The organism is Marilutibacter maris, from assembly GCF_003233695.1.
Lineage (GTDB): Bacteria > Pseudomonadota > Gammaproteobacteria > Xanthomonadales > Xanthomonadaceae > Marilutibacter > Marilutibacter maris.
Genome location: NZ_CP029843.1, coordinates 1120943 through 1133393 on the forward strand (window position 1 = coordinate 1120943; position 12451 = coordinate 1133393).

General features: G+C 69.4%; 9 protein-coding genes and 1 pseudogene. 5 read left to right on the plus strand and 5 right to left on the minus strand.

Annotated elements, in window-relative coordinates:
* Positions 1-146: 146 nt before the first annotated feature.
* The 5 genes from C9I47_RS05055 to C9I47_RS05075 all read left to right on the plus strand — a co-directional run bounded on the left by C9I47_RS05055 (position 147) and on the right by C9I47_RS05075 (position 6746).
* Positions 147-2216 (plus strand): alpha/beta hydrolase family protein, encoded by a 2070-nt coding sequence (locus C9I47_RS05055; RefSeq protein WP_111265787.1) that lies wholly within the window; start codon positions 147-149, stop codon positions 2214-2216.
* A gap of 61 nt (positions 2217-2277) precedes the next feature.
* Positions 2278-3540, plus strand: a complete 1263-nt coding sequence (locus C9I47_RS05060; protein ID WP_111265788.1) for a DUF819 family protein — start codon at positions 2278-2280, stop codon at positions 3538-3540.
* A 194-nt stretch (positions 3541-3734) separates the two neighbouring features.
* Positions 3735-5420, plus strand: coding sequence for a carbon starvation CstA family protein (locus C9I47_RS05065; RefSeq protein WP_111265789.1), 1686 nt, complete (start codon positions 3735-3737; stop codon positions 5418-5420).
* Positions 5420-5698, plus strand: a complete 279-nt coding sequence (locus C9I47_RS05070; RefSeq protein ID WP_111265790.1) for a cory-CC-star protein — start codon at positions 5420-5422, stop codon at positions 5696-5698. Before C9I47_RS05065 ends, C9I47_RS05070 begins: the two co-directional genes overlap by 1 nt.
* A 7-nt stretch (positions 5699-5705) precedes the next feature.
* Positions 5706-6746 carry an ArsA family ATPase gene (locus C9I47_RS05075; protein ID WP_111265791.1) on the plus strand — a complete coding sequence of 347 codons (1041 nt, stop codon included), beginning with the start codon at positions 5706-5708 and terminating at the stop codon, positions 6744-6746.
* Between the two features lie 306 nt (positions 6747-7052).
* On the opposite strand, the pseudogene C9I47_RS05080 reads toward C9I47_RS05075, so the two are convergent.
* From C9I47_RS05080 to C9I47_RS05100, 5 genes and pseudogenes are all read right to left on the minus strand, one after another.
* Positions 7053-7859, minus strand: a pseudogene (locus tag C9I47_RS05080) (Mbeg1-like protein); the annotation flags it as partial.
* Positions 7860-7925: 66 nt separating this feature from the next.
* A complete protein-coding gene (locus C9I47_RS05085) occupies positions 7926-8681 on the minus strand; it encodes an ankyrin repeat domain-containing protein (protein WP_407067500.1) in 756 nt (251 codons plus the stop codon).
* 430 nt (positions 8682-9111) lie between these two features.
* Entirely contained in the window at positions 9112-10101 is a 990-nt protein-coding gene (locus tag C9I47_RS05090) for a magnesium and cobalt transport protein CorA (RefSeq protein WP_111267970.1), read from the minus strand.
* Positions 10102-10141: 40 nt separating this feature from the next.
* Positions 10142-11437: a lipoprotein N-acyltransferase Lnb domain-containing protein gene (locus C9I47_RS05095; protein WP_111265794.1), complete on the minus strand. Its 1296-nt coding sequence runs from the start codon at positions 11435-11437 to the stop codon at positions 10142-10144.
* Positions 11430-12338: an HlyC/CorC family transporter gene (locus C9I47_RS05100; protein WP_111265795.1), complete on the minus strand. Its 909-nt coding sequence runs from the start codon at positions 12336-12338 to the stop codon at positions 11430-11432. Before C9I47_RS05100 ends, C9I47_RS05095 begins: the two co-directional genes overlap by 8 nt.
* Between the last annotated feature and the right edge of the window lie 113 nt (positions 12339-12451).

Below are 12451 nucleotides of genomic sequence, written 5' to 3' on the forward strand. Positions count from 1 at the left end.
GTATAGCGGTGGCGCGCCGGCGGTCCCGGCGTCGGCGGCGCGCGTTTTCTGTTGCGCCGCAGCATCCGGTGGCATGGCCTGCGGACTTTGCCCGCGCCGGCCATGCGCCCTAACATCGAGCGTTTCGCCCCCTGCTGGAGCCTTCCATGAGCCTTCGCCACGCCGTCCTGCCGCTGCTGATCGCGGCCGCGCTGCCCGCCAGCCTTCCCGCGTCCGCCGCCGAGCGCGGCTTCGACGTGCGCGACATGGCATCGATGGACCGCTTTTCATCGCCGGCGCTGTCGCCGAACGGTCGCCACATCGTGTTCGCCAAGCGCGAGGCCGATCTGGAGGCGAACAAGGCCAGCAGCAGCCTGTGGATCGAGGACTTGTTCGCGCGCGACGCGGCGCCGCCGAAACGGCTGACCCCGGAGGGTTGGAGCGTCAACTCGCCGGCGTTCTCGCCGGACGGTCGCAAGGTCTACTTCCTCAGCGGCAAGTCCGGCTCCTCGCAGCTGTACGCGATCGACGTGGCCGGCGGCCAGCCGCGCCAGCTGACCGACTTCCCGGTCGATGTCGGCGGCTTCCGGATCTCGCCGGACGGCGGCCGCGTCGCCTTCAACGCCGAGGCCTTCCCCGACTGCGCCGGCGACCTGGCCTGCAACAAGGCGCGTCTGGACGAGCGCGGCGCGTCCAAGCAGAGCGGGGTGGTGTTCGACCGCATGTTCATCCGCCACTGGGACACCTGGAACGACGGCCGCCTCAACCGCGTGTTCGTCGCCCGCCTGGGCGATGCGCCGGCGAAGACCGCGACCCTGGTCGGTGCCGACGTGATCGGCGACGTGCCGTCGAAGCCGTTCGGCGACAGCAGCGAGTACACCTGGGCGCCGGACGGGCAGTCGCTGGTGCTGAGCGCGCGACTGGCCGATCGCGAGGAACCGTGGTCGACCAATTTCGACCTCTACCAGGTCAACGCCGACGGCAGCGGCCGGGCGAAGAACCTGACCGCGACCAACAAGGCCTGGGACACCGGCGCGACTTTCAGCGCCGATGGCGCCACGCTGTACTACCAGGCGATGAAGCGCCCGGGCTTCGAAGCCGACCGCTTCGGCCTGATGGCGATGGACATGGCCAGCGGCACCACCCGCGAGATCGCGCCGGACTGGGACCGCTCCGCTGGCGGCATCACCCTGTCGGCGGACGGCGCGACGATCTACACCGCGGTGCAGGAGCTGGGCGAGCATCCGCTGTACGCGGTCGACATCGCCAGCGGCGAACCGCGCAAGCTGGTCGGCGACGGCAGCGTGTCGTCGGTGCAGCTGGCCGGGCCGACCCTGGCCTTCACCCGCGCCAGCCTGAAGAGCGGCAACGTGATCCTAACCACCGGCACCGATGCGGCGGCACTGCGTGCGATCACCCCGGACGCCGGCGAGATGCTGCCGGAGGTGAAATTCGGCGACTTCGAGCAGTTCAGCTTCAAGGGCTGGAACGACGAGACCGTGTACGGCTACGTGGTCAAGCCGTGGAACTACGCCGAGGGCCAGACCTATCCGGTCGCCTTCATCATCCACGGCGGTCCGCAGGGCAGCTTCGGCAACGGCTGGAGCTACCGCTGGAATCCGCAGACCTATGCCGGCCAGGGCTACGCGGTGGTGATGATCGACTTCCACGGCTCCACCGGTTATGGCCAGGCATTCACCGATTCGATCAGCGGCCACTGGGGCGACCGTCCGCTGGAGGACCTGCAGAAGGGCTGGGCCGCGGCGCAGCAGAAGTACGCCTTCCTCGACGGCGACCGCGCCTGCGCGCTGGGCGCCAGCTACGGCGGTTACATGATCAACTGGATCGCGGGCAACTGGAACCAGCCGTGGAAGTGCCTGGTCAACCACGACGGCGTGTTCGACCAGCGGATGATGGGCTACGCCACCGAGGAGCTGTGGTTCACCGAGTGGGAGAACGGCGGCACTCCGTTCGCCAATCCCGCCGGCTACGAGAAGTTCAACCCGGTCAACCACGTCGAGGATTGGCGGGTGCCGATGCTGATCGTGCACGGCCAGCTCGACTACCGCATCCCGGTCGAGCAGGGCATCGCCGCGTTCACCGCGCTGCAGCGCCAGGGCATCGAGTCGAAGTTCCTGTACTTCCCGGACGAGAACCACTGGGTGCTCAAGCCGCAGAACAGCGTGCAATGGCACGACACGGTCAACGGCTGGCTGAAGCAGCACATCGGCCAGTAAGCCGTTACCCGCGCCGTCCCGTCGCCCGACGGGACGCACCATCCGTCGTACCGGAGTTCCCATGGCCGCAGCCACCGATCCTTCCACCAGCACCGCGCTGATCACCAACGACGCCGTCGTGATGGGCCTGCTGGCCGTCACCCTCGGCGCGATCTTCTGGACCGCGTCGCGTCCCGACGGCTTCTGGAAGAAGTTCTACACCTACGTGCCGGCCCTGCTGCTGTGCTATCTGATCCCGGCGGTGTACAACAGCATCGGCCTGATCGACGGCAATGCCTCGGGGCTGTACCCGGTGGCGCGCGACTACATGCTGCCCAGTGCGCTGGTGCTGCTGTGCATCGCGATCGACCTGGGCGCGATCCTGCGCCTGGGACCGAAGGCGGTGATCATGTTCCTGACCGGCACCATCGGGGTGATGCTCGGTGCGGTGGTCGCGTTCGGTGCGATGAGTGTGATCCATCCGGAGACGGTGGCCGGCGACACCTGGCGCGGGATGACCACGGTCGCCGGCAGTTGGATCGGTGGCGGCGCCAACCAGGCGGCGATGAAGGAGGTGTTCGAGGTCGACAGCAACCTGTTCGGCCAGTTCATCGCGGTCGACGTGCTGGTCGCCAACGTGTGGATGGCGGTGCTGCTGTTCCTGGCCGCGCGCTCGGAAGCGTTCGACCGCTGGACCGGTGCCGACACCTCGGCGATCGAGGACATGAAGCGGCGGATCGAGGCCTACCAGGCCGAGCACTCGCGGATGCCCTCGCTGACCGACCTGATGGTGATCCTCGCCGTGGGCCTGGGCGCGACCGGTCTGTCGCATTTCCTCGCCGAGCCGATGGTCGCCTGGATCGGCAGCCTGCCCGAGAGTTGGGACCTGGAGGCCTACAGTCTGACCTCGGGCTTCTTCTGGATGGTGGTGTTCGCGACCACGATCGGCCTGGGGCTGAGCTTCACCCGCGTCCGCTCGCTGGAGGGCGCCGGCGCGTCCAGGGTCGGCTCGGCGATGCTGTACGTGCTGGTGGCGACGATCGGCATGCACATGGACATCGGCGCGCTGCTGGAAAGGCCCTGGCTGTTCGCGCTGGGCCTGATCTGGATCAGCGTGCACGCCGGCCTACTGCTGATCATGGCCAAGTTGATCCGGGCGCCGCTGTTCTTCATGGCGGTCGGCTCGCAGGCCAATGTCGGCGGCGCCGCCTCCGCGCCGGTGGTCGCCAGCGCGTTCCATCCGGCGCTGGCGCCGGTCGGCGTGCTGCTGGCGGTGCTGGGCTATGCGCTGGGCACCTATTGCGCCTACCTGACCGGACAGATGCTGAGGGTCGTGGCAGGCTGACCGTGGCGGGTTGAAGCGGCGTCCGGAGCCGGTCCGGACGCCTCGTGTTGCGGCGCAAAAAACGCGTCCCGATCGCTGCAACTTTAGTCGCAAAGCCCGCTCTGGCGGCGTTTTCGGCTTCCAATCCGCCCTTCGACGTTCCATGCTCCGGGCCAGACGCCCCGGGTCGACCGGGGGCGGACGGAGGGCATGCCGTGAGTTCCATCGCGCTAATGATCGTCGGCCTCGCCATCATGGCGATCGGCTTCTTCTTCTACTCGAAGTTCATCGCCGAGAAGATCTACCGGCTCGATCCGGACTTCCGCACCCCCGCGCACGAGCTGCGCGACGACGTCGACTTCGTCCCGACCAACAAGTTCGTGCTGTGGGGCCACCACTTCACCTCGGTGGCCGGCGCGGCACCGATCGTCGGTCCGGCGATCGCGGTGATCTGGGGTTGGTTGCCGGCCTTCCTGTGGGTCACGCTGGGCACGGTGTTCTTCGCCGGTGTGCACGACTTCGGCGCGTTGTGGGCCAGCGTGCGCAACAAGGGCAAGTCGATCGGCACCCTGACCGGCACCGTGATCGGCAACCGCGCGCGCAACCTGTTCCTGGTGGTGATCTTCCTGCTGCTGCTGATGGTCAACGCGGCGTTCGCGGTGGTGATCTCCAACCTGCTGGTCGCCAACCCCGCCTCGGTGATCCCGACCTGGGGCGCGATCGTGGTGGCGCTGTGCATCGGCCAGGCGATCTACCGCTTCAAGGTGCCGCTGCTGTGGCCGTCGATCATCGGCGTGGTGGTGCTGTACGCGCTGATCTTCCTCGGCCAGTCGTTCCCGATCACCCTGCCCGAGTCGGTGCTCGGATTCGGACCGAAGGCGCAGTGGATCATCCTGCTGTTCGCCTATGCCGGCATCGCCTCGCTGCTGCCGGTGTGGGTGCTGCTGCAGCCGCGCGACTACATCAACGGCCTGCAGCTGTTCGTCGGTCTCGGCCTGATGTACGCGGCGACCCTGTTCTTCGCGCCGGAAATCGTCGCGCCGGCGGTCAACGCCGACGTTCCGGAGGGGACGCCGGGGATCGTGCCGCTGCTGTTCGTGACCATCGCCTGCGGCGCGATCAGCGGCTTCCACGGCCTGGTCGCCTCCGGCACCAGTTCCAAGCAACTGGACAAGGAGACCGACGCCCGCTTCGTCGGCTACTTCGGCGCGATCGGCGAGGGCATGCTGGCGCTGGCCGCGATCATCGCCTGCACCGCCGGCTTCGCCAGCCTGGGCGAGTGGCAGGGCATCTACGACAAGTTCGGCTCCGGCGGCGTGGTCGCCTTCGTCAATGGCGGCGGCAACATCCTCGCCAACGGCCTGGGCCTGGACCCGGGCCTGGGCAGCACGATCCTGTCGGTGATGGCGATCCTGTTCGCGGCGACGACGATGGACACCGGCCTGCGCCTGCAGCGCTACGTGGTCCAGGAGGCGGCCGAGATCGTCGGCGTCAAGCCGGTGCAGAAGGGCTGGCTGGCGACCCTGGTCGCGCTGGGCACCTGCCTGGCGTTGGCCTTCGGCGCAGGCGGCGACGGTTCCGGCGGGATGGTGATCTGGCCGCTGTTCGGCACCACCAACCAGTTGCTGGCGGGCCTGACCCTGGCGATCCTGTCGGTGATCCTGATCAAGCAGCGGCGCCCGGTATGGTTCACCGCGATCCCGCTGGTGTTCCTGCTGGTGATGTCGGTGATGGCGCTGCTGGTCCAGCTGGGCAAGTTCTACGCCGACCAGAACTGGCTGCTGCTGGGCATGGACATCGTGATCCTGGTCGCGGCGCTGTGGGTAGCGATGGAGGCGATCGTGGCGATGGCGCGCGGCGCCGGCGGCGACCAGCCGGCGACCGAGGCCGGGCCGCGCTGATGGCGGACAAGGGCCCGCGCGAGGACACCCCGCTGGCGCGGATCGCGGCCGGACTGCAGGAGTTCTACGTCGCGCCGTACCGGCGGACCTTCGCCCGCGCCCGACGCGACGAGGACGATCTGTTCATGCTGCTGGTGTTCGCCGAGACGCTCGGCGTGCCCAATCCCGCCGCCTGCTACACGATGGAGTTGATGCCGGTGATGTACGAGCGCTTCCACGACTGGCATCGGCGGATGGGCATGGAGCGCTCGCCGCTCGACCACATCGGCTGCTGCTGAGGCCGCGATGCTGCTGGAGCTGGCGCGTTCGCGGCGGGTGCTGTTCGTCGGCGGCAAGGGCGGCGTCGGCAAGACCACGGTCGCCGCCGCGACCGCGCTGGCGATGGCCAACGAGGGCAGGCGCGTGCTGCTGGTGTCGACCGACCCGGCGCACAACCTCGGCCACCTGTGGGGCTGCGAGGTCGGTGCGCGGGTGCGGCGACTGGCGCCGAACCTGGACGGTCTCGAACTGGATCCGGAGCAGACCGCGCGCGCGCACCTGGACGAGGTCGGCGCCGCCCTGCGCCGGCTGATGCCCGAGCACCTGGCCGGCGAGGTCGACAAGCACATGGCGCTGTCGCGCGACACGCCGGGCATGCACGAGGCGGCCCTGCTGGAGCGCATCGCCGAGCTGGTTGGTGGGCTTGACGGCGGGCTCGACGGCGGGCCGGACCGGGACGAAGGGCAGGGCGGCCACGATCTGCTGGTGTTCGACACCGCGCCCTCGGGGCACACCGCGCGGCTGATGGCGCTGCCGGAGATGATGTCGGCCTGGGTCGACGGCATGCTGCATCGGCAGGCGCGCAGCCGTCACTTCGGCGAACTGCTGCGCGGGCTGGGACGCGACGACTCGGTCGGCGCGCAGGTGCTGGGCAAGCATCCGTCCGGCTCCGCCGGCGAGGACGCGGGCGACAGCCGCGACGACCGTATCCGCGGCCTGCTCAACCGCCGCCGCCATCGCTTCGAGCATCTGCGCGAGGTGGTCGGCGACCGCGCCCGCACCGCCTTCGTCATCGTGCTGACCGCCGAACGTCTGCCGGTGCTGGAGACGATCGAGCTGGAGGCGCAGTTGCGGCGCTCGAAGGTGGCGGTGGGCGGCCTGGTGGTGAACAAGCGTTCGCCCACCGACGCCGGCGACTTCCTTGCCGGGCGTGCGCGACTGGAGCAGGCCTACATCGACGAGTTGCGCGCGGCGCTTCCGGGTCTGCCGCTGCTGCAGTTGCCGCTGCTGGCGGGCGAGCCGGTCGGTCGCGAGGCGCTGGAAGCGTTCGCCGCGGGCCTGGCCTGAGCGCCAGCGTCGGCACGACCGGCAAAATGAAACCGCCGCCCCCCCGGAAGGGGAGCGGCGGCCATGTTTCCGGCGTTGTCGGGCTCAGCGGCCCATCGCGGCCTGCTCGGCAGCCTGTTGCTGCTGCGCCTGGTCCTGGTTGCGGGTCGCCTCCAGCGCGGGGCGGTTCGCGGCGCGTTCGTTGTCCCAGGCCTGCTGGGTGGACGGGTCGATCTGCCCGGCCAGCAAGCGTTCCAGGCGCGAGTTGGCGTCCTGTCCCGAGCGCATGGCGCCGAAGTCGGAGTGGCGCACCGACAACCCGGCGGCGTCCTGGGCCTCCATCACCGAATCGATGTAGTGCAGGTCGACCCGGTGCATCAGCATCTTGCCCGGCACGATGCGCTGGAAGAACGACAGCGGATCGGGGTCCGGCAGTTCGATCCGGGTGCCGGGCGCGTCGGGCATCGCGTACTTCAGCGGGAAGCTGTCTTCCTGCAGGTGGGTCAGGATCTCGCTCTTGACCGCGTAGCTGCGGATCAGGCCCTGCTCGGCCTCCTGCTTGAGCACGTCGGCATCGAAGCCATAGCGCTCCAGGGTGCGGTCGTTGACGCCGGCGGCGTTGAAGGTGACCGCGGGCACTTCGTGGACCATGCTCGCCGCCGCGGCCAGGCCGCCGCCCAGCGAGTGGCCGGTGATCACCAGATTGTCGCCGTAGGCACGCTCGGCCTGGCCGGCCAGGGCGATCGCCTGGTCGTACTGGGCGTCGCGCAGGCCCAGGCCCTGGCGCAGGTTGTGCTTCCAGTCGCGGCCTTCGTCGGTGCCGGTGAAGGCCAGCACCACGTGGTCGTGCTCGTTGATGTAGAAGTTGGCGCCAAAGCCGCTCTTGCCGTCGTGCAGCAGGCTCGGGTCGATGCCGGCATCGCGCAGCACCGCGTCGCTCATGCGCGACCAGCCTTCCGGCGGATTGGAGGCTTCGAAGTCGCGACCGCGACGCTCGTCGGTCCAGTTGTAGTTGTCCTGCAGGATCGCGGACAACTGGCGGTCGATCTCGTGCGGCTGGCGGCCGGCGATCTGGTCGGCGAAGCTGTCGCCGTGACCGGGTTGGGAAGAGAATGTTTCCTGCTGGGCTCTCATCGCAGCTCCTTGCGGTGACAGGCCATCCGGGCCTGTCGGTTAATCGACGTTACGGTTCGGGCGGGCTCAGGGCGTGGCGATGCCCTTGGCCTTCAGCCAGTCGCGGACTTCCTGCCGTGCGGCACGCGCCGGCGCGTTCAGGCGCGCGTCGGAGCCGGCGAACAGGGCCTGCTGGAAGGTCTCGCCGCGGCCGTTGGCGGCATCTGGATCGACACCCGCGTTGAGTAGGCGCAGTACGCCCTCGGCGTCGTTCACGTTGGCGGCGACGTGCAGCAGGCCATTGCCCATCGAATCCTTTCGCTGCAGGTCGGCGCCGGCGCCGATCAGCATGTCGATCTGCGCGTTGCGGCGGCTCTGTACGGCACGGAACACCGGCGTCCAGCCGCCACGCGGGCTGACCGTGTCGACCGGTGCGCCGTGGTCGATCAGGACCTTCAGGTACTGCGGGTCCTCGACCATCGCCGCCATGTGGGCGACGGTGTCCTGGTCGGTGGCCGGCTGGGCCGGATCGGCGCCGACCTCCAGCAGGGTCGCCAGGGCGGCGGGCTGCTGGTTCCAGATCGCCCATTCGAGCAGGGTGACGCCGTCCTCGCCCTGCGTGGACAGGTCGTGGGCGGGCGCCAGCTCGCGGATGCGATCGAGATCGCCGGCGGCCACGGCATCGGCCAACGGCTGGATCGACGGATCGCTGAACGGGGTGCTGGTCTCTTTCATGGATGCTGACATGCGATTTTGCTCCTTGGCACTGCTGGGTCCTGCGGTGCATGAAACCATGAGGATGGAGGCGACGAAGGCCGCCAACAGGGTGACTGCTTTACGCATTTCGGATCGCTCCGGTCGCGAAGATGGGTCGCGATGACAGGGGCCTTGGTCTGTGCTTCGTTCGGCGTAGGATCGTGCCGCCCCGGGATGGCCGTCGGGCGCGGCGTGCGTCGCGGCGCCGCAGGCAGTCTGCGGTCGGGGCGGGCAACATCGCATGGCGGCGACTCGGGGACGGCCTGGAGGGCCGGGGCTGTGGCTCCGCATCGCCGCGTCATCGCTCGGTCGTGTATCGGCATACACTCGCTCACTCTTCCCTGCGTTGCAGACCCGCAGGCCCGGCACGACCGGCTGCGGAACGGGTCACAGGCCACTCCTTGGCCCACTGCGACCGAGCCTATCACGGTTTCCCGACTGGTCCGTATGGTGAGAGCCTGAAAAATTGTGATTGGCATCACACTGCGCGAGCCGCGTGGAGGTCGTGGACGGACGCCTACAGCCAGCCGGCGCGACGGAACAGCCGGTACAGGGCATAGCTGGTCAGCGACACGACGCCGATCAGCGCCGCATAGGCGTAGCGCTCGTCGAGCTCGGGCATGTGCACGAAGTTCATGCCGTACCAGCTGGTGATCAGGGTCGGCGCGGCCAGCAGGGCCGCCCAGGCGCCGAGCCGCTTGACCGTCTCGCCCTGCTGCACCGTCACCAGCGACAGGTTGGTGCTGACCGCCGCGGTCAGCATCTCGCGCAGCATGTCGGTGATCTCGTTCATCCGCAGCACGTGGTCGTGGACGTCGCGGAAGTAGGGCTGGATGTCGTCGTCGATCAGTGCGTGGCGGGTGCGGCTGAGCTGGCCCAGCAGGTCCTGCAGCGGCGAGACCGACATCCGCAGCCGGGTCAGTTCGCGCTTGAGCGTGTACAGCCGCCGGACCACGCGCGGATGGAAGGTCTCGCCGAGGATGTCGCGCTCCAGCAGGTTCAGCTCGGTGTCGAATTCGTCGACGATCGGCTGGTAGTTGTCGACGATCATGTCGAGCACCGCGTACAGCGCCGCGCCGGGGCCGTGGTGCAGCAGTTCGGGCTCGCGCTCCATGCGTGCGCGGGCCGGCGCGTAGCTGATCGAGGCGCCGTGGCGGACGGTGATGAAGTAACGCTCGCCGACGAAGATCTGGGTCTCGCCGAAGCCGATTGCGTCGTCGACGCGCTGGGCGGTGCGCAGGGCGATGAACAGCGAGCCGCCGTAGCCCTCTATCTTGGAGCGCTGGTGGGCGTTGTGGGCGTCCTCCACGGCGAGGTCGTGCAGGTCGAAGGTGGCCTGCAGCTGCTCCAGCAGGGCCTCCTCGGGCTGGTACAGGCCGACCCAGACGAAGCGGACCTCGCGGTCGGCCATGGCCTCGGCAATCTCGTCGAGCACGATGTCGCGACGTTGGCCGCGGTGATCGTAGGCCGAGCAGTTGACGACGCAGCGCGGGTTGCCGGTGTGCATGCGCGCATCGTGCACGCTGCTCCGGGGCCCGGCAACCGCCTCAGTCGCCGATGGCGTCGCCGCGGATGCGCCGGAAGGCCATCCACAGGCCGATGTGGACGGGGGCCAGCAGCACGATCCAGTGGAGGTTGCGCTGCGGATAGACCTGGAGCCAGTAGAAGAACAGCGCGGCCAGCGGCAGCGCGGCGACGACCAGCAGCAGTCGCGGCAGCCAGGCGCCGGGACGGCGGCCGCGCAGCACCTGCCACGCGCCCGGCAGCGACAACCAGCACAACGGACTCATCAGCAGCAGGTTGCGGTTGGCCCAGCCGAAGCGGTGCTCGGTGCCGAACCAGATGAACAGCATCAGCGCGCCGAGCAGGCCGCACAGGGTCCAGAACGGCAGTGCGAATGCGGCGACCGCGCGCGGGCGGCGGGCCGACAGCCGGATCAGCGCGAACGCGAGCAGGACGCCGGCCAGCGCCCACGGCCACCAGGCGATCGACTGTTCGACTGGTTCCGGCGGCAGCCGTTGCGGCAGGAGCCGTTCCTCGGCGGCGACGATCGGCCGGCCGGTGGCGGGGTTCTTCACCTCGCGCAGCGCGCGGGCCAGACGCATCGGCACGAAGGACTCGCCCCACAGCGGTTGCGGCGCGTCCGCGGCCGGTCCCAGGCCCAGATCGAAGCCCAGCCACATCCACGGCGCCGGACGCGCCAGGCGCAGCGCCTCGCTGCGGAAGCTGGTGCCGTGGGAGCGCCCCTGCAACTGCCGATGGAGACCGCCGTCGAGCGCGCCGTCGAGCGCGTCGCGGACCCGGGTCGAGCAGTTGTCGAGGAAGTAGTCGTAGCGGTAGCGCGCGTTCTCGGGGCGGGCGTTGCGCGCCAGCGCGTCGGCCAGTTGCCTGGCCTGCGCCGGGGTCAGGTCCAGCCACTGCACCGAGACCCCGCGGCCGACGTGGTCGTAGTAGCGCAGGTCGTCGTTGAACGGGATCGCCGCGAGCTTGTAGCGCATGTCGCCGCGGACGAAGCGGGCGACGAAGTCGGACTCGCCGGGGTCGAAGAAGCCGAAGTTGTAGGCGATCGCCTGTCCGCTCGCGGGCGCGTCGACCAGCAGCGCGTTGTGGCCGAAGCGCTCGAAGAACACCTCGCCCGGCAGCATCGTCACCATGCCGATCCGGGGCGCCGCCGCAGCGTCGTCGGTTCCGGTTTGCGCCGCGACCGGCGCCGGAGCGGCCGGGTCCGCGGGCGCCGCGCCCTGGGCGAGGAGACCGGTCGGCGCGGCCAGCAGTGCCAGGGCCCACAGACCGCCGGCGAGGATGCCGCGCAGGCGGGCCGCGGGTCCGCGGCGCTCAGGCATCGCCGAGGATGCCCACGTGGAAGGCGTGCACCCGGCGCGCGTCGGCGCTGGAGACCCGGAACACGAAGCGGCCCAGGGTCAGCTCCTCGCCGGCTTCGGGCAGGTGCCCGATCGCGGCGATGACCAGGCCGCCGATGGTGTCGTACTCGTCGTCGTCGAAGTCGGCGCCGAAACGTTCGTTGAAGTCGTCGATCGGGGTCAGCGCGTCGACCACGTACTGGCCGTCGGCCTGGGCCGCGATCAGCGCGTTGGGGTCCTCGGCATCGTCGTGCTCGTCGTCGATCTCGCCGACGATCTGTTCGAGCACGTCCTCGATCGTCAGCAGGCCGGCGACGCCGCCGTACTCGTCGATCACGATCGCCATGTGGTTGCGGCTGAGGCGGAACTCGCGCAGCAGCACGTCCAGGCGTTTGGATTCGGGAATCAGCACCGCCGGCCGCAGCAGTTCATGGATGCCCAGCGGGCCGTCCTCGGCGGCGATCACCGCGCGCAGCAGGTCCTTGGCCAGCAGGATGCCGAGGATCTCGTCCTTGTCCTCGCCATGGACCGGGAAGCGCGAGTGGCCGGATTCGACCACCTCCCTCATCAGATCCATCAGCGGCGCTTCGGCCGAGAGCATCACCATCTGCGAGCGCGGCACCATCACGTCGCCGACGCTGAGGTCGGAAACGCCGATCGCGCCTTCCATCATCGCCAGGGTGTCGGCGGCGATCAGGCCGTCGGCCTGGGCGTCGCGGAGCAGCTCGACCAGGTCCTCGCGGGAGCTGGGCTCGCCCGACAGCACCGAGCTGATCCGGTCCAGCCAGGAGCGCCGCTTTTCCGGGTGCTTGCCCTCGTGCGGCTTCTCGTGGTGCCGGTCGGTGTGTTCCTGGGCTTGGGTACTACTGTCGTCCTCGGACATTGCGTCTGCAAAAACGCCCGCGGGGGTTGGGCGCCGGGGCCAGTCTACCTCGGAATCGTGGCCTGTCGCCTGTCCCGGTTTGCGGGTCCGGGAGTGGGGCCGGGGATGCCCGC

What these genes read in the sequence shown, in the direction of transcription:
- C9I47_RS05090 (WP_111267970.1), bottom strand. Translation starts at nt 10,101, where the DNA reads ATGCACACCGGCAACCCGCGCTGCGTCGTCAACTGCTCGGCCTACGAT.
- C9I47_RS05085 (WP_407067500.1), bottom strand. Translation starts at nt 8,681, where the DNA reads ATGCGTAAAGCAGTCACCCTGTTGGCGGCCTTCGTCGCCTCCATCCTC.
- C9I47_RS05055 (WP_111265787.1), top strand. Translation starts at nt 147, where the DNA reads ATGAGCCTTCGCCACGCCGTCCTGCCGCTGCTGATCGCGGCCGCGCTG.
- C9I47_RS05075 (WP_111265791.1), top strand. Translation starts at nt 5,706, where the DNA reads ATGCTGCTGGAGCTGGCGCGTTCGCGGCGGGTGCTGTTCGTCGGCGGC.
- C9I47_RS05070 (WP_111265790.1), top strand. Translation starts at nt 5,420, where the DNA reads ATGGCGGACAAGGGCCCGCGCGAGGACACCCCGCTGGCGCGGATCGCG.
- C9I47_RS05060 (WP_111265788.1), top strand. Translation starts at nt 2,278, where the DNA reads ATGGCCGCAGCCACCGATCCTTCCACCAGCACCGCGCTGATCACCAAC.
- C9I47_RS05095 (WP_111265794.1), bottom strand. Translation starts at nt 11,437, where the DNA reads ATGCCTGAGCGCCGCGGACCCGCGGCCCGCCTGCGCGGCATCCTCGCC.
- C9I47_RS05100 (WP_111265795.1), bottom strand. Translation starts at nt 12,338, where the DNA reads ATGTCCGAGGACGACAGTAGTACCCAAGCCCAGGAACACACCGACCGG.